This is a genomic window from Natrinema limicola JCM 13563 (genome assembly GCF_000337475.1).
In the GTDB taxonomy this organism is placed as follows: domain Archaea; phylum Halobacteriota; class Halobacteria; order Halobacteriales; family Natrialbaceae; genus Natrinema; species Natrinema limicola.
This window is the reverse complement of sequence record NZ_AOIT01000034.1, coordinates 60,490-81,660: the sequence shown is the minus strand read 5'-3', so window position 1 is coordinate 81,660 and position 21,171 is coordinate 60,490. Positions and strand designations below refer to the sequence as shown.

15 protein-coding genes are annotated in these 21,171 nt (G+C 60.4%); 10 read left to right on the top strand and 5 right to left on the bottom strand.

The genetic code is table 11. The annotated features are described in order from the left end of the window. The first annotated feature begins 137 nt into the window (after window positions 1-137). From C476_RS08580 to C476_RS08565, 4 genes are all read left to right on the top strand, one after another. On the top strand, window positions 138-392 hold the full coding sequence (locus tag C476_RS08580) for a hypothetical protein (RefSeq protein WP_008011941.1): 255 nt from the start codon (window positions 138-140) through the stop codon (window positions 390-392). A gap of 177 nt (window positions 393-569) precedes the next feature. Then, window positions 570-1,625, top strand: coding sequence for a non-hydrolyzing UDP-N-acetylglucosamine 2-epimerase (gene wecB, locus C476_RS08575; RefSeq protein ID WP_008011939.1), 1,056 nt, complete (start codon window positions 570-572; stop codon window positions 1,623-1,625). Window positions 1,626-1,731: 106 nt separating this feature from the next. Further along, window positions 1,732-2,688: a polysaccharide deacetylase family protein gene (locus C476_RS08570; RefSeq protein ID WP_241430481.1), complete on the top strand. Its 957-nt coding sequence runs from the start codon at window positions 1,732-1,734 to the stop codon at window positions 2,686-2,688. Next, window positions 2,685-4,007 carry a PGF-pre-PGF domain-containing protein gene (locus C476_RS08565; protein WP_049911678.1) on the top strand — a complete coding sequence of 441 codons (1,323 nt, stop codon included), beginning with the start codon at window positions 2,685-2,687 and terminating at the stop codon, window positions 4,005-4,007. The genes C476_RS08570 and C476_RS08565 overlap by 4 nt, the downstream gene beginning before the upstream one ends. Window positions 4,008-4,329: 322 nt before the next feature. Here C476_RS08565 and C476_RS08560 read toward each other — a convergent pair whose 3' ends face one another. Next, window positions 4,330-5,448, bottom strand: coding sequence for a DUF354 domain-containing protein (locus C476_RS08560; RefSeq protein WP_008011934.1), 1,119 nt, complete (start codon window positions 5,446-5,448; stop codon window positions 4,330-4,332). A 252-nt stretch (window positions 5,449-5,700) separates the two neighbouring features. Here C476_RS08560 and C476_RS08555 point away from each other — a divergent pair, with 252 nt between their 5' ends. The 3 genes from C476_RS08555 to C476_RS08545 all read left to right on the top strand — a co-directional run bounded on the left by C476_RS08555 (window position 5,701) and on the right by C476_RS08545 (window position 9,695). Continuing rightward, a complete protein-coding gene (locus C476_RS08555) occupies window positions 5,701-7,023 on the top strand; it encodes a prenyltransferase/squalene oxidase repeat-containing protein (protein WP_008011932.1) in 1,323 nt (440 codons plus the stop codon). Between the two features lie 164 nt (window positions 7,024-7,187). Then, window positions 7,188-8,201, top strand: a complete 1,014-nt coding sequence (locus C476_RS08550) for a GNAT family N-acetyltransferase (RefSeq protein WP_008011930.1) — start codon at window positions 7,188-7,190, stop codon at window positions 8,199-8,201. A 129-nt stretch (window positions 8,202-8,330) separates the two neighbouring features. Next, window positions 8,331-9,695, top strand: a complete 1,365-nt coding sequence (locus tag C476_RS08545; RefSeq protein ID WP_049911677.1) for a sulfatase — start codon at window positions 8,331-8,333, stop codon at window positions 9,693-9,695. A 230-nt stretch (window positions 9,696-9,925) separates the two neighbouring features. Here the strand turns inward: C476_RS08545 and C476_RS08540 are convergent, their stop codons facing one another. Then, window positions 9,926-10,999, bottom strand: a complete 1,074-nt coding sequence (locus tag C476_RS08540) for a glycosyltransferase family 4 protein (protein WP_008011926.1) — start codon at window positions 10,997-10,999, stop codon at window positions 9,926-9,928. Between the two features lie 354 nt (window positions 11,000-11,353). On the opposite strand from C476_RS08540, the gene C476_RS08535 reads away from it, so the two are divergent. Next, a complete protein-coding gene (locus C476_RS08535; RefSeq protein WP_049911676.1) occupies window positions 11,354-13,003 on the top strand; it encodes an alkaline phosphatase family protein in 1,650 nt (549 codons plus the stop codon). Then, window positions 13,003-14,535 (top strand): flippase, encoded by a 1,533-nt coding sequence (locus C476_RS08530; RefSeq protein ID WP_008011921.1) that lies wholly within the window; start codon window positions 13,003-13,005, stop codon window positions 14,533-14,535. The genes C476_RS08535 and C476_RS08530 overlap by 1 nt, the downstream gene beginning before the upstream one ends. 194 nt (window positions 14,536-14,729) lie before the next feature. Here C476_RS08530 and C476_RS08525 read toward each other — a convergent pair whose 3' ends face one another. Then, window positions 14,730-16,670 carry a right-handed parallel beta-helix repeat-containing protein gene (locus C476_RS08525; protein WP_008011918.1) on the bottom strand — a complete coding sequence of 647 codons (1,941 nt, stop codon included), beginning with the start codon at window positions 16,668-16,670 and terminating at the stop codon, window positions 14,730-14,732. A gap of 727 nt (window positions 16,671-17,397) precedes the next feature. Here C476_RS08525 and C476_RS19360 point away from each other — a divergent pair. Next, complete coding sequence (locus C476_RS19360) at window positions 17,398-18,105, top strand: hypothetical protein (protein WP_241430480.1); 708 nt, start codon at window positions 17,398-17,400, stop codon at window positions 18,103-18,105. An 18-nt stretch (window positions 18,106-18,123) separates the two neighbouring features. Here the strand turns inward: C476_RS19360 and C476_RS08515 are convergent, their stop codons facing one another. Both C476_RS08515 and C476_RS08510 read right to left on the bottom strand, forming a co-directional pair. Beyond that, complete coding sequence (locus C476_RS08515) at window positions 18,124-19,944, bottom strand: MFS transporter (RefSeq protein WP_008011914.1); 1,821 nt, start codon at window positions 19,942-19,944, stop codon at window positions 18,124-18,126. 96 nt (window positions 19,945-20,040) lie between these two features. Then, the gene (locus C476_RS08510; protein WP_008011912.1) at window positions 20,041-21,084 is read right to left on the bottom strand and encodes a DUF1616 domain-containing protein; all 1,044 of its coding nucleotides are present in this window, start codon (window positions 21,082-21,084) and stop codon (window positions 20,041-20,043) included. Between the last annotated feature and the right edge of the window lie 87 nt (window positions 21,085-21,171).

Below are 21,171 nucleotides of genomic sequence, written 5' to 3'. Positions count from 1 at the left end.
AAGTTATTGTATAATTAAGCATCGTTGTGAAGACAGGGTTTCCTATACATGCTGAGACGCCACCCCCAGTCGACCGCGGACGACGAGGATCGACTACTGGTGGCGCGCTCGAGCGTGTGACACCGACCGTGATACCAATGAATGTCTACAAAGCCCTGTTCGGGATCACAAGCGTCGCGCTCGGCGTCCTCGCCCTCCTCGGCTCCGGCGTGTTCTCCGCGCGCGACCGCCAGGAATCAGCTGAGTCAGCCCACGAGTCAGCCCACTCCGAGACAGTCGCGACCGTCCAGTTCGATCATGACGACGCGACAACGACTCGCGAGCCGTCCCGATCGAGGACGCACCGCGAGTCGGCGAAACGCCACGTTGATCCGATTTTCAGAACACCGTAACCGATCCCGGTTCGCCCCACTTCGCCCGTCAGCCGTCTCGAGCTGCCACAGTGACAGTCCGAGCTGAAACTCGGTTACGCGATTATTTACTAACACTGTGTCTGTGTCACTCGAGATACAGTTCACTCAGCCTATGATCCAGCTCGCAGGTACACCCCCGGACGAGGTGATCGCTTGATGAACGTTCTGTCGGTCGTCGGTGCGCGGCCGCAGTTCGTCAAGGCAGCCGCCGTCTCACAGCAGCTTCGCGGTGCTCACGACGAACTCCTCGTTCACACCGGCCAACACTACGATCCGGAACTCTCCGAGGTGTTCTTCGAGGAACTCGCGTTGCCCGAGCCGGCGTTCCACCTCGGCGTCGGCTCCGACTCCCACGCCACGCAGACCGCCGAAATGATGCTCGAGCTAGAACGGATCGTCGACGACGAATCGCCCGACGTCGTCCTCGTCTACGGGGACACCAATTCGACGCTCGCAGCCGCCCTCGTCGCGGCGAAATCGTCGACCCAGCTCGCACACGTCGAAGCTGGCTTGCGCTCGTACGACTGGTCGATGCCCGAAGAGGTCAACCGCCGCCTGACTGATCACTGTTCGGATATCCTCTTTGCACCCGGCCAGCACGCAAAGGAAACCCTCGCACAGGAGGGGATTTCGGAGAACGTGTTCGTCTCCGGTGACGTCATGTACGATACGCTGGTACAGATCAGCGACCGGCTTCACGGCACCGAGACCGGCCTCGACGTTCCCGACGAATACGTGCTTGCAACCGTCCACCGGGCGAAGAACACGGACGATCGGGACAGACTCGAGTCGATCATCGATGCCTTCTCGCAGTTGCACGTCCCAGTCGTCTTCCCCGCGCACCCGCGGACGGTGACAGCACTCCAGGAGTACGGACTCTGGGACCGAGCGACCGAGGCGGCTCGCGTTATCGACCCCGTTACCTACGGGCAGTTCATCACGCTCGTCGAGGACGCGGTCTGTGTCGCGACGGACTCCGGCGGCGTTCAAAAGGAGGCGTTCTACCTCGATACGCCATGTGTCACCCTCCGGGAGACGACCGAATGGGTCGAAACGGTCGACGCCGGCTGGAATACCCTCGTTGGCGCGGAGACGAGCCGGATCGTGGATGCGGTTCGCACTGCCGTCGATCCGCCGGCCAAGCCGGAGCTGTACGGCAACGGGAACGCAGCCGCTCGCATCGTCGAGCAACTCGAGCGGAGCGTTCACTGAGATGCGCGACACAACTGATCGTCGGCCGAACGCCGCCTCGACGATGACAGACGCACCACCTCGCTCGTCTGCACTCCCCACACCGGCCGCCGAGACCATCGAGGACATGCCGCGAGACCGTTTCGCGCTGCCGGACGATGCGACGTTCGCACTCTGTTTGACACACGACGTCGATCGGCCGTACAAAGGGGTTCGATCGTTCTACTACGCGACTCGAGAACGGCCGGCGTATCATCTGCGGACAGCGCTCTCGTCGGCCAACCCCTACTGGCAGTTCGAGGAGATCATGGCCCTCGAGGATAACTTGGGTGTTCGCTCGGCGTTTTACTTTCTGAACGAGCAACACCTGCTGCGCGAGCTGCCGCTACGCGAGTGGCTTTCGCCGGATAACTGGGTCCAACACCTCGGCCGATACGACATGACCGCACCCGAGATCGTCGACGTCATCCGCGACTTAGATGACAATGGGTGGGAAGTAGGCCTTCATGGCTCGTATCACTCCGCAGAAGATCTACTGCGGCTCCGCGAAGAAAAGACGCTGCTCGAGGACGTCCTGGGCGGCCCCGTCACCGGCGGTCGCCAACACTACCTGCGGCTCTCGGTGCCGGAGACGTGGCAGTACCACCGCGCGATCGGCCTCGCGTACGACGCGACGCTCGGCTCGAGTACGGACTGTGGCTTCCACACTGGGTATCACCCGATTCACCCCTTCGACGACGACTTTCTCGTCTTTCCACTGACGATCATGGAGCAAGCGCTTCCGGATCCGGCGTCTGACTTCGAGGCCGCCCGCGAGACCTGCGAGCGACTCCTGCAGGAAGCCGCAGAGAACGGCGCTGTTATGACGGTCCTCTGGCACCCGCGGTACTTTAATGAACGCGAGTTCCCCGGCTACCGGCGTTTGTATCGGTGGCTCATCGAGCGGGCATCCGACCTCGGCGCGTGGATCGGACCGCCTCGCACCCTCTGTGCCAGCCAGGAAGACGACCGACCCCAGCGAGCGAGTCGTACAGACGCGACAGACACTGAGTTCCACTTCACCCACGAGAGAGCCAACCCATGACTGGACGATACCTAACGATTGCTGTGATCGGAATGTTGATTATTGGCGGGATCGGAAGTGCCGCCGGCCACACCCACTCGACTGCTGTCTCGTCATCGGCACAGATGAGCGCACCGCCGACTGACTCGTACGTCGTCGAACAGGGAGAGTTCTGTCAACCGATCGAACCGCTATCGTCCGACGAGACAATCGACTCGTTCTACGAGTATCGGAGCCACGAAACCCACCCGGACGACGTCGAGCGGCTCTACAGTTCGTACGGAACGACACATCTTCAGCGCGACGACACGAGCACTCTCTTCCTCTATGAGGGGCCAAACGGACTGAGCCTCGGGATGGTCCACGATCGACTCGGCGGTGAGTCGGAGGGGGCGCTCGTCACGCTCGAGGCCGCTGGGCTGCCCCACGAGAGCGAGTGGGTGGTGAAAGACGACAACTACACGGGCGAGACGCGAATGGACGAGTACGAACGCGGCGACGGGTGGGCGTCAGCGTCCTGGGCATATCGAGATGGTCGCACCGACGGCGGGGCGCTGCGAGGCGGCCTCGACGGCGAGTTCGCCGTGACCGTCCACCCCCGATTTAACGAGGACGCGGCGTTTGCCGGATCGGACCTCCCCGTCTCCGGAATTCCCGAGGAGGGTGGGATCGAAGAGTGGGACGTGCTCTCCGGCAGCGCCGAGAGCCCAGATCGGACGTCCCTTCCGTCGCTCGACGAGCCGGTCACGATCCGAACCGGCACCTGTGAGGGGCCGTCCGTGACGTACGACCGGACCAGCGACGGGATCACTGCAACCGTGACGAACGCCGCGCCGGACGACCCCGTCGGCGTGCAACCGACGGCAGGGACGGACGACGGCGTTCGCTTCGAACGGCTCGAGCTGACCGGTATCGACGGCGATGCGTCGCTCACGTTCGAAAGCCGCTTCTCGGAACTCTCCGAGACACCACCCGCCGACGTCGAGCCACTTTCGTATCTGACGGTCGCGGAGCAGTCAGGGACCGATAACGCGTCGGCGGCGGTCTCGTTTACCGTCTCGAAAGACCGCCTCGAGGAGCGCGGACTCAAGGCGGACGAGGTTGCACTCTATGAGCAACGCGGTGACGAGTGGACTGCCGTCGAAACGACGGTCAGCGACGAGTCCGACGGCACATATCACTTCGAAGCGGACGTGACGTCGCTCTCGAGACTCGCCGTCGCACCGAACCCGGATGCGGCCAGCGCGGGTTCGATCGGCCTCATCGGGATCGGAGTGGGGCTCGCTGCCGGCGCCGTGTTGGGCCTTGGCTGGCTGGTGACGACGCGCGCCCGTGACTGATCGCACCGCCATATAGATTCGTCGTCGCTCGTGACGACGAGCCACGCACTGTGACCACGTTGGCACTGCTTGTTGTCCTGTTATCTGCACAGGTTGTGAGATGGTCGTACCGCGAAACGACGAGCAAATCCTGATTCATACTGCCAGACGGAACGACGCGAAGATGGGTCGCTCTGCTGTGGCCGTCTCCACCGATGACAGCTACGAATTCGCGACGACCTTGTCTTAACTCTTGTCCGACAGTATCAGTGAACGGCGGGATTTTCTCGAGAATCAAGCGGGCGACGGCCGACGACCGTATCTCAACAGGTGGCCTGTGATATCAATCGCTGCCGACGCCAACGGGTGGCTTCGATTCGGGCGGCGTCCCCCGGCTGAACTGGCGGACTGCGTCGAGGTCGTCGACACGACCACGTGCCGTCGCGACGTCGACGAGCAATTCCGTGAGATTCGCCTTGTCCGAGAGGAAGTCGTTTCGTCGCCGCGTCCACTCCTCGTCGATACCCTCGTCGCGAAGCAACGTCGTCGAGAGATCGACGATCTCGGCGAAGCGAGCCACGTTGTGAATCAACCCCTGGCTCTCGAGTTCGACGAAGTTCCCCATATCAGAGTCGCCGACGAACGAATTGGATCGAATCGCCGGCGTCCCGAGCAGCGCCGCCTCGGTGACCATCGTCTGCGTATCGGCGATCAACAGCGTCGCCTCCGCGAGCGCGTCGTGGATGAGGGCAGGATGGAGGTCGAACGACCGCGCCGGGAGGTCCTCGAGATCCACGTCCTTGCCCTCGTCGGAGACGAGAATCGTCGCGTCGTCGCTCAGTCGCTCGATGAGCTGGTGGCACTGCTCGTGGGTGATTCCGTCTTTACCCACGTCGTGTTGTGAGCCGAACGCGTTGAGTCGGAGGATTACGTACGGTTCGTCGGGGGCGACGCCGAGTCGGTCACGAATCGAGGGGTTCGATTCGTAGATCTCCGGATGGAGATACGCGCATTCTTTCAGGCCCGAAAACACATAGTGGTTCTCCCCGAGGTCCTTCTGGAACGTATTCGGCGTGAGGATGGCGCGAGCGAACGGCGTCGAAATCGCGTGGTCGAACGACGCCGGTTCGGAATCGATGAGCAACACCGTCGGCGTTCGGACCATCGCACCCGTATGAGCCGCATAGCCGCCCATTCCGAAGATCAGATCCGGATCGAACCGTCTCGCCTGCCGGATCGCGCGGACGTAGTGAGCCGGCAGGCGACTCAGCAGCGACTGTTTCGACGTCCCACAGTAGCCGTAGACCTCGTAGGGCAGATCGTACCACTCGAGGAGATCGGTCGTGCAGGTATAATCTCGAGCGAGGACGTGAACCTCGTGACCGTCCGCACGCAGAGACCGGACGGTGTGTTTGTACAGGTGAACGTGTGCTGGCGTGTTCGTGAAGAACAGATATCTCATCTTGGAAACCACCCGTTCCGTGACGGAGAATGATATAATCAACCACAATTGTTATCTCGCTCATACCAGTTCGACAGGGACAGTTCACAATACCGGTTGTAACTGGTTACCGACACGACTGTACGGGGGCTCACAGGTGTGTCCGAACTGACTTCCAACCGGCAGTATCAGCTACGCAGGTCGTTTCACTCGCGTCGCTACGTCTCGGTAGTTATCATATACTAATGGAGATACGTGTCCAAGCGACGATAGATGCAGTTCGACGAGATTCCGTGGCTCGATGTCCAGCGGCGTTCGAGTACCGCTTCCACATTACCGACAGAGCAGGCCAGCGAGTCGACGGCGGGATCTAGCGTGGACGCGACCGTTCATCCGACTGACCGCTATCTGTCCGTGCTCGAGTCGACGCTCGAATACGCTCGCCGGCGAGACTATGTTGGGCCGGATTACGGCGATGGAATGAGCAGCGCTCTCCTGCAAGCACTGCCGGTCGAAAACAGGTGGCTCAACATCGCCGTCCAGGAGACTGTTAAACGAGCCCCGGTCGACGTCAGACCGCTGCTCCGTGTCGAACCCCGGCGAAACTACAAAGGAGGGGCCCTCTTTTTGATGGCGAATCTGAACTACCGTGAGCTGCTCACCGAGCGCGACGCAGCGAGTGAGCCCGACTTCGATCCGCTCGCAGAAACGAAACGGCTCGCGGATTGGCTCGTCGAGGAACGCTGTGCCGGGTACAGCGGCTTCTGTGGGGGTCATCGCCACGAGATTCAGCACTTCCACACGAAAGGGGTCCCCAACGACCCCGACATCGTATCGACCGCGTACGCGGTGAAAGCCCTGTTGCGAGCCGCCCACCTCGACGAGGAGTACGCAGAGATCGCACGCACCGCGACCTCGTTTCTGGTCGACGAGCTGAACTACCGGGAGGTGCCCGAGGGTGCCAAGATCGATTACCACCTGAACCACCCGGATGACTCCTACACGCTCAACTCCGCCGCACTCGGTGCGAGAATGCTCGTCGACCTCTATGCGTACTTCGACGACGACGAACTCCGCAAGCGCGCGACGAAGATCCTCGATCACGTCGCGGCCCACCAGACCGAGCGGGGCGGCTGGCCCTATCGAGTTCCGACTTCGGCGTCACACCTCTCGATGGACAGCCACCACAACGGGTTCATCATCGAATCATTCCAGCGCTACCGCGACGTCGTCGACACGGATCGATACGCCGACACGCTGTCGTCGGCCCTCGAGTTCTACCGGACCGAGCTGTTCGAACTGGACGGGGCACCGAACTTCGACGAAAAAAACGCCTACCCCCGCGACATCCACGCCAGTACGCAGGGGATGTTGGTGTTTACCAGAGAGGGCAACCTCGAGTTGGCCGATCGAATCCTCCGGTGGGTGCTCGCGAACCTGCAGGTCGAAGGCGAAGAGGGGCGGTTCTACTACCGGAAGTATCGCCATCACATGAAGCGTGTGACGCTGATGCGGTGGTGTCAGGGATGGATGGCCTACGCGCTGTCGGAGTTTTTGCTCGCGGCACAGGACAACGGATCACGCGGCAGTGTCTGAGTACCACGTTCACTGGGCGAAGTCCGCCGATTTGAGATGACAGACCGACGGACCGCTACGATTCGATTATTCCGGGGAATACGGACCCGAGAGTAGCCGTATATGACTTTCATCGGCGGTTACTGAGAGAATAACAAGGGCTGTCGTCGGAACACGAGGGGAGTATGGACGTCAACCGAATCGGACTCGAGGCCTGGCGAGAGGCGCTGCCGGCCGATGGGTACGAAGTATTTCACGATCCGGACGCGCTCGCCGTCCTCGACGACCACACGGACGCGGAGTTACAGCTATACGGCGCGTACAAGGGCCAACAAGCGGTCGGACTGCTCCCGGTGTTCGTCAGCGAACGGTCGATCGGTCGAACGGTTCTTTCTCCGCCAGTCTCGTTCAGCGTTCCTCGACTCGGGCCCGTCATCGATCCAAACAGTCCGAAACGCCGGAAGCAAGAGCGGATCAACCAGCAGTTGGCCGAGGCCGTGATCGAGACCGTCGGCATCGACACGCGAACAACGCTGTTCCGAATGAGCTGTCCGATCGGGTATACAGATCCGCGGCCATACGAGTGGCAGGACCTATCGCTGACGCCTCGGTTCACATACATCATCGATCTCGAGGAGACGACCCTCGAGAACGTGTTACAACGCTTCAGCAAGAGTTTGCGGCGGGAAATGCGCAAGCGAGACGATATCGACCTCTCGATCGAGACGGAAGGGATCGACGCGGCCATGCGGATCTACGAGGACGTCGTCGCCCAGTACCGGGAGTACGACGATCCAGCTCCGCTGTCGCGGTCGTTCCTCCAGAATCTCCTCTCATCGCTCGATGACGACTGCTGGCGCGTTTACGTCGCGCGAACGCCCGACGGAGACTACAAAAGCGGCGTCATCACTCTCTACTCCCCGGATCTCGCGTACTTCTGGCAGGGTGGCGTTAGCGCCTCGTACGACGGGATCAGCGTCAACAGCCTCCTCCACCGGACAATAATCGAGGATATCTGTACCGATCCACAACTCGAGTCAGTGACCGGCTACGATCTCGTCGGTGCGAACACCGAGCGCCTCTGTGAATACAAGGCGAAGTTCAACAGCGATCTCCGCCAGTACTACGTCGTCGAGTCCGCAGGCCTCGAGATGTCGCTTGCGAAGTCAGCCTATCAGACGCTCGCAAGCATTAAGTAACGACTCGAGCACGCTGTTGCCACGTCGATGCGACGAGAGCCGACGAATCGAAAATCGGTGTGCAACTTCGTTCATTCGAACGGGAGTTAGTAGGTCTGTAACAAAGCCCCTCTTCACGTAGGTAGCGGTATGTCGAACAGACCGGACGTATTGTTCTTGGTACTCGACTCGCTGCGCAAGGATCGCGTCTCCGCCTACGACCACGACCGCGAGACGGCCCCTACGCTGTCAGCGCTGTCGACGTACGCGACACGATACGAGAACGCGTTCACACCGGCCCCCTGGACGCTGCCCTCTCATACGTCGATGTTCACCGGCGTGTTCCCATCCGAACACGGGGTGACGAATGGCTTTTCCGACGGTATGAGCCGACTCCCCAACTCCCGGACGACGCTCGCCGAACACCTCTCGAATGCAGGCTACCGCACTGCCGGTTTCTCGAACAATCCGTGGGTTGGTCAGCTCTCCGGCCTCGATCGTGGCTTCGACGAGTTCGTCGAGTGGGACCTCGAAATCTCGCAGTCGGAAACCGATGGCGTCCACACGACCCGCGACGAGCTCTACTCCCGGCTGCACCCGGCGCTTGGCAAAGCGGCCCGCCAGCCGGTATTCCTGTTGAAGCGGCGCTTTTTCACCGACAGACTCGTCAGTCGGGCAAAACGCTGGCTAACCCAGCAGGCCGAGTCATCGGCACCGACGTTTACTTTCCTGAACCTCATGGAGGCCCACAGCCCATACTTCCCGCCAAAACGAGCGTTCGAGGTGCTCGATCTCGAGCCGCCGTCGGCCATCGAGCCGCGCGTTCTCAACACGAAGCTGCTCGCGTACGTAATGGGAAAATCCGATCTCGCGCCGGAGACGCGACGACGCGTCATGGAGTACTACGACGCGAGCGTGCGCTACCAGGACGAGAAGGTCGCGGAACTGCTCGGGCTGTTACAGCACGAGGGCATGTTCGATGACACGCTCGTCGTCGTCTGTTCCGATCACGGGAAGACGCTCGGTGACTTTCCGCGGACGGAACAACCACCCCATTATGTCCGTGATATCAACCTCAACGTGCCGCTGTGGATCAAACGGCCCAGCCAGCGCGACGGCGAGACCGTCGACGACCTGTTCGAACTCACCTCAGTGTTCGACGTCATCCGAGACGGCAATCCACCGACGGAGAGTTACACCACCGACGTTGCCATCGCGGAGGATTTCGTCCCGCACGCGGGCCGCAACACGCCCGACGACATCACCCGCTGGCGAGTCGCCGCCGACGCGGACCACAAGTACGTCCGAAACGACACTGGCGACGAATACCTGTATGATCGGCCGATTGACACCCGCCGGACACAGCCGGATCCCGATCGCTGCGATGCGTACGCCGAGAAACTGTCCGATCGCGTCCAACAGTTCGGCACCGAGTCCGACGGTGCGGCGTCCTCGACTGACCAGGAGATTGACTCGAGCGTCGAGGCTCAGTTGAAGGATCTGGGATACATGTAAGTATGGCATGCGAGAGCTAATGACGACCTGGTTATCGTCCTACGGTTCGAACGAGTGCGACTGTTGCTATGTCTGATACGGTCTGCTGGCACGAGTTGGCGGCACCCCTGCGAGCCGTCCGGCAGTCGCGCCGGACGGGACTGACAGGAGCCCGTATTGATACTAGGCTCTATCTGCTCGAGTACACAACAGGGCGGGACAGCGGCTGCAGCGTGGCAGCCAAAAACGCCCTACGTATCGGCCAGTGTCCGGAGAATCCGTCGCCAGTCGTCCCGTGCATTCGCGTACGAAAACTCGTCTCGAACGGCGATGGCATTCGTTCCGAGTCGCGTCCGCAACTGCTCGTTCGTAGCGAGGTCGCGAAGGGCATCGGCGAACGCCGACGGTGTCCGATCATCCACGACCAGCGCGGTTTCGCTATGGGTCGCAATATCGGGGACGGAGCCGACGTTGGGAACGACACTTGCCCTCCCAGTTGCCATCGCTTCGATCAACGTCAGCGGGAGCGCGTCTCGCGACGAGGTCAAGACGAACGTGTCTGCGTCGTAATAGTACTGACGCGGATCGTCGACCCAGCCTGGTCGATCGATCAAATCGTCGAGATTACGGGCGTCGATCGCTCGCTCGACCTCGTCGTATTTGGCCCCGTCACCAAGCATCACCGCTCGAAACTCGACGCCCATCGCCGAGAGCTCGTCGAGTGTCTCAACGAACAACACCGGATCCTTTTCCTCGCTGAATCGACCGATCCAGAGGAAGTCGTACGTCGACTCGACCGGTTCGGGAGGCGGAACATAGTGGTCCGTATCGATCGCGTTCGAGAGAATCGAGATCCGAGTCGCAGCAACGCCGAACCCGAGCAGCGCTTGTCGGTGAACCGAGCCAGGAACGGACACCGAATCGAACCGTCTGATCGCGATCCGGACGACCGGGCCGTACCACGCCGTCGCGTGAACGTCGATGTCCGCTCCGATGATGCCGAGATGCGCCGGCACGCCCACGATCGGTCGTAACGCGAGCGCATAGCACCCGTAGGGGAACAACGAAATCGAGACGATCGCGTCGTAGTCGTTGCGAATCCCCTCGAGTAGTGCGACGACGAACATGAGCGCGATTCCGATGAGCCGGTGTCCGAGCGACGGGACGGGTTTGTACGTAATCGACTCGAGCGGTTCGTAGGGGGTGAGACAGACCATCGTCGTCTGGCTCGAGGCGTCGGCCAGCGGGCCGTAGTGGCGCTCGATCTTCGACGGGTTCTGATGCTCGGAGACGATCAGTACCGAATCGATAGCAGTTGCATCCACGTCGGCATCCTCGGCTACCGATGTGGGGTCTGCACTGGAACTCCCTGACGGCTCTTTCGTTGCAACCACGGGAATCACTAGTACCTGATCGTTCGGCCCCGTTCGTTTTGTTAATCTGAATCTACCAGCGGTGGGACAGTCACGGACGGCTCAAAGACCGTCGAATCGTTCGAGTCCACTGACTGGCCGGTAGGTGGTTGCTACCGCGAGTCGATAGTCGCGACCACAGGTGGTGCGCTCATGTCGAGCAGGGGCGGAACGCAGATCGAAGCGTTCTTTCGAGAGGTAACTCCGCTATAACAATGACTAGACGGCAAGACAGCCAGAGTGAACCACCAGTAGGTGAGTGTGCTAATGGCTGTTGATACCCCCAAGACTGTTCTCATCGGAATGGATGCGCTGTCGTTCAACTATCTCGATCAATTCGAACTCCCTAACATACAGTCTCTGCGCTCACACGGAGTCGAGGCCGAACTCGAGTCGACGTTTCCCCCGTGGACGGGAAGTGCCTGGCCGTCAGTCTATACCGGTGTCGATCCTTCTCATCATGGTGTCTACTCGTTTTTCGACTTTCGTGAAACCTATCCTGACGAGGCAAACATCGTCTCGCAGGCGGCTGTTCGATCACCCGCGATCTGGGAGTATCTCTCCACACATGACGTGTCTGCAGCCGTGTTGAACGTTCCGGTGACACATTCCGCAGACAGCTTCGACGGATCGCTGATTCCGGGCTATCTCGCTCCCGAATCCGCCAGTGGCACCCCAGAAGGCGTCCGTGAGGACCTCTCGAGCGAACTCGGCGAACAGTACCGGATCTACGGTGGGAATGAAGCAGGCGATGGAACCGCGACCGTCGATGACTTCGTGTCGCTGATCGATCACCGCCGGCGGGCCGCCCGGGCGTTCCTCGAGTCGACGGACTGGGAGTTCGCGTTCCTGCAGGTCCAAAAAACCGATACGGTGTTCCACGAGTTCGATGGGACAGAAGCGTTTCGGCGAGTCTACAATGCCGCCGACGAATTCGTCGGGACAGTTCTCGAAACGGTCCCCGATGAGACGAACGTTCTCCTCTGTTCCGATCACGGAATCGGTCGAACCGACGGGTACAACATCTATATCAACGAGATACTCCGTCGGAACGGTTTCGTCGAGACGTGCGCTCACGGACGAACACCGACACTCGGCGAGAGTAAGGGCGCGCTCAGCGAGCAATCAGCAGCGGATTCCGACGGCAGTTCGACCTCGGTGCAATTGGTCTCGGCTGCCGAATCCGCGCTGGGCGCTGTCGGACTGACACCGGGTGACGCCTACCGGCTCGTCCAGCGCCTCGGTGCTGAAGGAGTCGTCAAGCGGTTGCTACCCGACGGGACCCAGGCAACACTCGGCGAGAACGTCGACTGGCGCCGATCACAAGCGTACTGCCGGAGTGGACCCGAACTCGGCGTCCGGATCAATCTCGAGGGCCGGGACGATGATGGAGTAGTCCCGCCAGCGGACTACGAGCAGGTTCGATCCGAACTGATCGGGACGCTCGAGTCGCTCCGAACGCCGAACGGAAAGCCGGCCTTCGAGTGGGTGAAACCGCGGGAGGCGGTGTATGACGGGCCGTACACCAACGAAGCTTGTGATGTCCTCTTCATGCCGCGAGCAATGAACAACCTGATCGCCACGAACCTGCTCGGTTCCGCATTCGTGCCGATCGACAAGCACAACCACAAGCGGACTGGCGTCTTCATCGGCGCTGGTCCAGGGATTGCCGAACTCGGGCCGTCGAGAGTCGGTCCGCTCTCGGTGATCGACGTCGCTCCAATCGCGATGACCCTTCTCGACGAGCCGGTTCCGGAACGGATGCAAGGACGCGTGCCGCCGGATCTCGTCTTCGACCCGCCACGTATTGCCGAGTACGATACGATCGACACGGCTCGTGAATCATCCGAGACGGACTCAGACCGGCCCGAAGACGATGCGATGATCGGCCGGCTGGAGAACCTCGGCTACCTCTAATGGTCGACGAACGCGACGTTTCGAAGCTTCTCTCGAGCGCGGTCCTCATCGGCGCCGGGCAGGTGTTTTACTCGGCGTCGCAACTCATCGAGCGGATCATCGTCGCACGGTTGTTGACGACCGACGCCTACGGCGAGATCAGTGTCGGGCTAGCGATCCTCACGTTCGTAACCACGATCGGACTGCTCGGCGTCAAGGGCGGCATCCCTCGGTTCATGTCCCGGTATGACGACGAAGCGAACAAACGCGGCGCCTGGCTGACCGGCGTCCTCATCGCGGGGACCGCGACGCTCGTACTTACGATCGTTCTGCTCTCGAGTACCGGACTCATCTCGAGGTTGTTGTTCGAGCGAGACGATTCGACCCGGCTCGTGGCTCTGTTCGTGGTGTGTATTCCGTTCACGGTCGGCCTCGAACTTGCCGTTGCGGGGATACGAGGACAGGAAAATACGCTGTACCGAACGTACGCGAGGGACCTGCTCTACCCCACCGGACGGTTGCTCTTTCTCGTTGGATTCTTGCTCGCGGGCTTTGGCATCCACGCTGCCGCGATGGCTTACCTTGTCGGCGCGGTCGTCGCCTGTGCACTGGCATGTACGCTTCTCAATCGACTCGTGCCGCTCGTCGGTTCGGCCCGGTTGCATGTCCGCGAGCTGCTGTTCTTTTCCGTCCCGCTCGTCTTCGCGACGGTGCTTTCGAACATGCTGACCCGAACCGATACGCTGATGCTCGGCTACTTTCGCTCGTCTCACGAAGTCGGTCTCTACAGCGCTGCTTACCCGCTCGCCAGCGGCATGCTGCTCGTCCTCTCGTCGTTCGGATTCATGTACCTCCCGTTGGCATCGCGACTCGACGCGGAAGACGATCGATCCGAAGTCGGTTCGATCTACGAACTGACGACGAAGTGGGTATTCATCGTCACGTTTCCGCTGTTTCTCACGTTCGTTGTCTTCTCCGGAGACGTTCTCGAAATCGTCTTCGGGGCGAGCTACGCCGAAGCTGGAAACGCACTGTCGATTCTCGCAATTGGCTTCTTTACAAGCGCGATGTTCGGCCGCAACCGGGAAACGCTCTCCGCGCTCGGCTTCACCACCGCGATCATGGGCGCAAACGGATTCGCGTTTCTCGTCAATGCCGGGCTGAACCTGATCCTCATCCCGCGGTACGGCTATATGGGTGCCGCAGTGACCTCCATGCTCTCGTTCGTCGTCCTCAACCTGACCGTCTACGCCGTGCTAAAACTGAAATGTGATATCACGCCGTTCTCGAGGTGGGCCGCCCGCACGTTCGTCGTCCTGCCGGTCGCTCTCTTTCCACCCGCGTTCCTGCTTCGCGGAACGATCTCGCTCACGCTGGTGACGTTCCCGCTGTTCGTCATCGCCACCGGTCTTTGCTCGATCGTGATCGTGTCCGTAACCGGCTGTCTGCAACCTGCAGATCGCATCCCGATCTCGCTGCTCGAGCAACGGCTCGACGTAAGGATCCCAATCGTTCGCCGATACCTCCCGGATGCCAGCTACAGTAACAATTGAGACGGTCTGTGGTATCTGGTGACCGACACGAACGCCGGGCGGACGGGGGTACGCCGGCACTGACTGGGATCAATACGAACCGGGACCGGGGGATACCGCTTGCGGGTGCGCCGTACGGTCGCGTCCACAGCGGCGTTCAGTGATGATAGCAATCCGCCCGAAAATCGGGTCGCTATTCGGGATGGTGACGTCGCTTAGCGCCAGAGCCGGTCCGGGTCGACCTCGACACCGTTGACGCGAACGGTCGGGCCGTCCCCGATCTGGAGGTCGGTGATTTCACCGGAGAACCAGAAGCCGTCCGCACCACCGCGCACGAATCCTTCGACGGAGCCGTCGTTGATCTCGCCCCCGAGTCCGTACTCGGAGTAGTACTCGCTGTGCTCGAGGTCACCGTCGACGGTAAACTGGTAGTCGACTCGCTCGGAGGTCCCGTTCCCGTCGATCACCAGCGTGTTCTCGAGGCTTTTGTCAGAGTCGTCGCCACCGATCTCGGCGGGGTCAACCTCGACACCGTTGACGCGAACGGTCGGGCCGTCCCCGATCTGGAGATCGGTGAGTTCGCCGGAGAACCAGAAGCCGTCCGCGCCACCGCGAACGAACCCTTCGACAGAGCCGTCGTTGATCTCGCCACCGAGCCCATACTCCGAATAGTGCTCGCTGTGTTCGACCTCACCGTCGACGGTGAACCGGTAGTCGACTCGCTCGGAGGTCCCGTTCCCGTCGATCACCAGCGTGTTCTCGAGAGCCTCGTCGGTGTCCTCGCTTCCCGTCGTATCCGTTTCGCTGGAGCCGTCCTCGAAGGATGGGTTCGGGTAGGAGTGTGCTTGACTCCAATCGAAGCGGAGGTCACGCCTGCTCGCCGTAATCGCACCGTCTGAAAGGTCGGGATGGATACAGATGTTCTCATCGGTCGGATACTGGCCGCCGGATGCGGCAACCGTCGCGCCTGACGCGTTCTCGGTGTCGAACACGAGATTGCGGAGCCGAGCGGAGCCGCCGTTGTTCCAGCCGACACCGGGGACGTCCGGCTGATCGAGCAGGAACTGACAATCCTCGACTTCGACCCACTCGTTCTCGAGGAACCTGATCGCACCCGTTGCGTTCGGGACGTTCCGCACAATGAACGAACAACCCCGGACGTAGCCGCCGTTAGACGCGCTCTCGCGGTTGTCCGCTGTGATCGCGCTCACATTCGAAACCCCACGCTGTGGATGGGAGTGCGTCGTGTCGTCGAGCGAGAGATCGAAGTAGAACGTACTGTTTTTCACGACTTCGTTGCTGCCGCCGAGTCGAATCGCGCTGACGTTGTTGTTGGCGAACACACAGTTGTCGACTTCCAGCTCGCCAGGCATGCGCGTATAGATACCGTTGTTCGGGAAGCCAGAGAGAACCGAGTTCCGAACCGTCAACTTGCCGGATCGTGACGACCAGATCCCGACTCGAGAGTTCCCGCCGTTGTACTGGGAGAGATTCCCGTTGTTGTACGCGACAATGCCGTCGAGAAGGACCTCGCCGCTCGAGGACTCTGCACCGACGTTGAACATATTCGTCTGCTGTGCGTTCCACGTTCGTGGTCCGTCGCTTGCGACCGTGATGTCACGGAACTCCGCACGCTGATTGACGACACAACGGAAGCCGATCGCCGGTCTGCCATCGGAGTCGAACGTAAGATTCTCCACGAAGACGTTGTCGCCGGACACGTTCAGCACGTAGCCGTTTTTGGTTCCTCGGCCACGGTTGCCGGGAACGGAGATCTCGACATCACCTTCGCCGCGAATCCCCCAGTTCCGACGCGAGAACGCCAGTGTTCGGCTCCACTCGTAGGACCCTGATGGGACGACGAGCAGTTCGCCGTCGCTCGAGTTCGCCACGTACGACGAGAGGTCGTCGCCGTCCGAAATCGAGAGGCGTCGTTCGGACATCTGATCGAGTTCTGCGACCTGTGGATCGTCGCTGGCAGCCGCAACGCTCGAGGTCGCAGCAGTGGCGCCGGTCGCAAGAGCCGCTGCGGCTGTTCCCGCCAGCGTGAGGTACGATCGTCGGTCGATTAATCCAGTATTACCTTCGTATTCGGCTGTTTCAGCGCTTCTATCACTGGTTTCGCTATCGTCCAGTACCGCTGGATCGCGTGCCATACTATCCAGTAATTCAAGTATACCTGTATAAACTTTCTGTTATACCAACTATAATATTTCCAGAGTTTAATTTTTTCATTGTGATTTCTTACAAGGCTATCCCCTCTTGGTCACTATCCATATACATTCGTTGCATAATTAACGTACGGAAAATTGATATTTTCTGGGCGATGAGGTTCTCGATCTGGAGAAGTGCCTGCCCGTGCCGTTAGATAGAGCGCGCCGAGTATCCGGTGGGACGCAACTCAAGAGGTGGATTACAAAACGTGATCCGGCAGTCGAACCGGTATACGCTGAACGCGCGTTTCCAGAGGATCCAATGAAACTACAGACGATTCACGACGGACGTGTCCTCGCCACGAACGATCGGTCGATCTACATCGAGTCAGCGGAGGGAGAGAGAATGACACGGATCGGTCAGCTCCCCGGGCCGCCATCGGCGGGCCTCAACCATCGATTAAAAACCACCGCCCCGTATCGAACACTCGTGACGACCGTCACTGGCCGGTTCCCCGCAGTGAACATCTGGTCGATCGATAAAACCACGCTATTAGCAAGCGTTGACCGCTGGATGTTCCGTTCGTCCGACAATGGCCGAAACTGGAGCGTCGTCAGCACGCTCCCGGATTCATCGCCACCAATGGGTGTTCTCCCATCAGCAGTCAGCGTGACAGACGAGTCGATTTACTTGGGCGAGTATCCGCTCGATGGAGATCAAACGTCACGCGTGCTTGTCTCGAACGATGGCGGCAAAACGTGGACGACGGCCGCAACACTCCCGAACGTTCGCCACATTCACGCCGTCCAGACGGATCCCTACACCGACGACATCTGGATTACTACCGGTGACAGGGACGAGGAGTGTCTGATCGGCCGTCTTCAGGACGGCACGATCGAAATCGTCGGCAGCGGTGATCAATCGTGGCGGGCGGTCGAGCTTGCGTTTACCCCAACGGCGGTTCTTTGGGGAGTCGATAGCGTCTACACCGAGCAAAAGCCGATCCGGGCGCTGTCTCGAGCGCAGTTCGACACCGTTGATCCGGAACCTGAAACCGTCCACGAGGTCTCGAGTTCGGTGTACTACGCTGAAACGATAGCCGTCGATGGCGAACAATGGGTCCTCTTTTCGACAGCCATGGAATCGGGTACAGACGGCACGGGTCCCGATACGCAGACAGTACACTCCGACGGTGCAACTGTCGTTGCGGCATCGTCCTCCTCGGAGTTTACCGACTGGTACGAACTCGCTACCTATCGAAAGCGAACGACGCCGGCCGACCGGTGGAATCCACGAGGATACGTGCCGACGGCAAACGCATACGTGTTTCTCGCGAGCGACCCAGAGCGTGGTGTGTTCATCAATCCGTACAATACGGACCGTGACGATGGCATCGTTCGGCCGGTTCCGACTCGAGCGTTCGCTGCCCACTCCTGACGCACGGTATCTCGATCTCTATGCCGAGTCATCGCTCGCGGACACGTAGTACGTCGTGAGCTCACCGTTCGACTGGACGCGATCGACAGTCGGATCAGACGCGATAGCGTCGAAATCGTCGGCGGAGTAGCGAAGTCCACGATAGGCGGTTACTTCACGTTCGTAATCGAGTTGCGAAACGACGAGATAGCGATCGTCGTCGTAATAGGTTGTGGGCCCTTGTTCGATGGTTTCTGGTGTCACGGTCGTGTGGGACCGTGTCCGCGTTTCCTGTCCGTTGAGAGCATCCGCATAGCGGTTCGGCACGCCACGAAATCCGGCAAACGCTGTTCCGTCGGCCGCGGTATCGAACGCAGTTTCGTAGCCGTGTAGCTGTTGTTCCGAGACGTGCTGGGATTGTCTGTAGACGTACGGCGAGGCGAAGACGGAGAGTAGTGACAACACGAGCAAGAAGGCGAAGGCGCTGGCAGCGATCGTCTGTACCGCGGTCGGCGACAGCCAGTCGGAGAGGAATAGGATCCCTTCATAGATCGCGACTGTGGCGAGAAGGGCCGCGAACACCATCATCAGCCCGAACACACGGAAGTACATCTCATTGGTCACACTCATGAAGTAGACGACGAACAGGATGCCAAGTGCAAAGAGTCCGGCTGCCAGATAGATCGTGACGGCCGGGACGTCAGAGAATCGAGCTGGCCGGCCGCGAACCAGCACGGCGAGGATCAGTCCGGCCGCAAGCAGGGTGACGACGAGGTGAGGGAAGAAGAGTTTGAAGAAGATCTCAGTCAGGCTAACGCCGATCGCGGCGAGCGAGCCACCCTGTTGTGAGATCGAGGTCCCCGCATCTCCAGACCCGACCAACAAGAAGGTAAGTGCCGACGAGATGGCGCGACCAGCGAAACCAGCGAAAAAGCCGTGGTTCTCGGACCAAGCCAGAAAGACGGCGGACAGGAACAGCGTCTGGCCGTACAATCGTCGATGGGCACCCATCCGATCGCAAACCGATGTCCGCGAGAGAAACGGCAGCCGCGGCGACAGAAACTGCAGGAAACAAATAACGAGACAGACGACGAGCATGTGTGCGGCGTACTGAGGATGGTAGACGACAGCGGCAGTCGCGACGAGTGCGAACAGGACTGCAAGCGCTCTCGAGGAGAGTGCGTCTGTAGTAACGTATTTCAGAATGACGTAGACGAACAGCGCGAACAGCAGGATCGCCTGTGTCATCGCGTGAGGTTGCATGAACGTCGCGATCGTCGTGATCGGAAGCAGGAAAAAAGAAATGAATGTCGCGATTGTCACGGCAAGGGAGTCCGGAACGATCACCATCACGCTGAGTGGTACGAAGAGGATGAACGCAACCGTCGCCAGCAAGACGACGAGTAACAGCGCGCTCCGAACGGGGATACCGATCACCGCGTTCACGAACGCAGAGACTGTATGAATACCGGGGTACAGAAGTTCGAACGGAGAGATCGTGCCATGGCTGATTCCACGTGCCCATCCGAGGTGCGTCAACGCGTCCTGATGACCAAAGAAGTGATAGCCGCGAACGATGGGCAAGCCAGCAAACACGGTCAGCGCGAGTCCACCTAGAACAAGCGCGATTGAACGAGTTCGACTGGCCGCCATTGAGCGATCGAACGCGACGGCCAGAGAGACGGCGAACGCGACAATCAGGCCCGCCCAGACCCCTGAAGGAGTCCTCGTATAGAGCGACAGCTCGTACCCGGTTGCCGGCGAACGATGTGCGACGAGCGTGCTAACAGTAATTGCAAGGAACCCGAGCGCAAGCGCTAGCTTTCGAACGGATTCGTCGGCGACTGAGTTGGAAGACATTCGAAGCTCCTGCGATCATTGTTCGATATCGCACCTTGTTATTCTCCAGTTGCTGAGTATCAGTAGCCGAATACCATGTGCGAGCGCAACCGGCGCTCACCCATCTCCGAGGAGACTCCCGTCAACCACCTCGGTCCCGAAGTACACCGATTGGTACGCGTTGTCAGTTGTCGGCTGCTCAGGCACATCGTCACCCGTATAGAGGAGGACCGCGATCCGAACGGTCCCGTCGTCCGTCTCGGGAACGATGTCTCGATCGGCGTGCGTGGTCGTATCGTCCGCGACCGCTACGTCGAACTGCTGTAACTCCGTGCGTTCGACCACCTCACCGCCCTCGAGTCGCTGCTCCTGAACGACGGCCGTGTATTCCATGGCCTGGCCTTCCTGGTTTTCGACGGCGACGACGAGGGGGATCGAGTCACCGGCGTCGATTTCGGGTGGATACCCCGACGCGACGAGCTCGCCGGTCTCGTCTTCGGTCAGCAGTTGCAGGCTCGTGTACTGCTCGCCGTCCTGGGGCGAGACGAGCGCGTAGCCGACCGTCGTCAGCGCGAGCACCATACTGATGACAAGCGCGACGTTGACGACGACGTGAAACGCCGACGGCGCGTCGAAGAGCCACGCACGGGCAGCTGCGAGTCGGCGACCGAAGCCGACCCGATACCGATCGGCTGGAGGAACGGAGAGCCGTCGAGCGGTCGCGAGGCTGGCGCCGACCAGGGCAAAGCACGCGACGGTGCCCACCACGACCGGGCCGGTAAACCCCCACGGCGTGAGCGCGATGCCGAGCCCGAGAAGGGGCAAAAGGGCGAAGCTCAGACCGAACGAGAGTGCCACGCGTTCGACGTCGGTCAGCGTCTGCATTTGCTGAACGAGTTGCCGACGACCAGTCTGAAACTCTTGAACAGGGGTCGAGCGGGGAAAGAGCGCCGAGACGGTCACGTAGCCCGGCACGAGAAACAGGAACGGAAATCCGACTGCTGCCCGCATCACCGGTGATGAGACGTTCGCAACGACCAAGACCACAGTCGAGACGACAGTGAAGCCAGCGACACCGATCAGATCAGTCGGGAGTGACGTAGCGAGGCGCTTGCTTCGCCGACGCAGGGTCGAAACGGACTGAAACGGGAGGCCTTTCATTGTACTTGGCAGTTATCGCCCCCCTCGCATCCCCTAGCCATTGTTACTTGTAAGATAACGATCCCGCGCGATCGCGTATCAGCGCCA

Excerpts from the sequence above, each read along its gene's own strand:
- C476_RS08580 (WP_008011941.1), top strand. The coding sequence starts at position 138 with ATGAATGTCTACAAAGCCCTGTTCGGGATCACAAGCGTCGCGCTCGGC.
- wecB (WP_008011939.1), top strand. The coding sequence starts at position 570 with ATGAACGTTCTGTCGGTCGTCGGTGCGCGGCCGCAGTTCGTCAAGGCA.
- C476_RS08570 (WP_241430481.1), top strand. The coding sequence starts at position 1,732 with ATGCCGCGAGACCGTTTCGCGCTGCCGGACGATGCGACGTTCGCACTC.
- C476_RS08565 (WP_049911678.1), top strand. The coding sequence starts at position 2,685 with ATGACTGGACGATACCTAACGATTGCTGTGATCGGAATGTTGATTATT.
- C476_RS08560 (WP_008011934.1), bottom strand. The coding sequence starts at position 5,448 with ATGAGATATCTGTTCTTCACGAACACGCCAGCACACGTTCACCTGTAC.
- C476_RS08555 (WP_008011932.1), top strand. The coding sequence starts at position 5,701 with ATGCAGTTCGACGAGATTCCGTGGCTCGATGTCCAGCGGCGTTCGAGT.
- C476_RS08550 (WP_008011930.1), top strand. The coding sequence starts at position 7,188 with ATGGACGTCAACCGAATCGGACTCGAGGCCTGGCGAGAGGCGCTGCCG.
- C476_RS08545 (WP_049911677.1), top strand. The coding sequence starts at position 8,331 with ATGTCGAACAGACCGGACGTATTGTTCTTGGTACTCGACTCGCTGCGC.
- C476_RS08535 (WP_049911676.1), top strand. The coding sequence starts at position 11,354 with ATGGCTGTTGATACCCCCAAGACTGTTCTCATCGGAATGGATGCGCTG.
- C476_RS08530 (WP_008011921.1), top strand. The coding sequence starts at position 13,003 with ATGGTCGACGAACGCGACGTTTCGAAGCTTCTCTCGAGCGCGGTCCTC.
- C476_RS08525 (WP_008011918.1), bottom strand. The coding sequence starts at position 16,670 with ATGGCACGCGATCCAGCGGTACTGGACGATAGCGAAACCAGTGATAGA.
- C476_RS08515 (WP_008011914.1), bottom strand. The coding sequence starts at position 19,944 with ATGTCTTCCAACTCAGTCGCCGACGAATCCGTTCGAAAGCTAGCGCTT.
- C476_RS08510 (WP_008011912.1), bottom strand. The coding sequence starts at position 21,084 with ATGAAAGGCCTCCCGTTTCAGTCCGTTTCGACCCTGCGTCGGCGAAGC.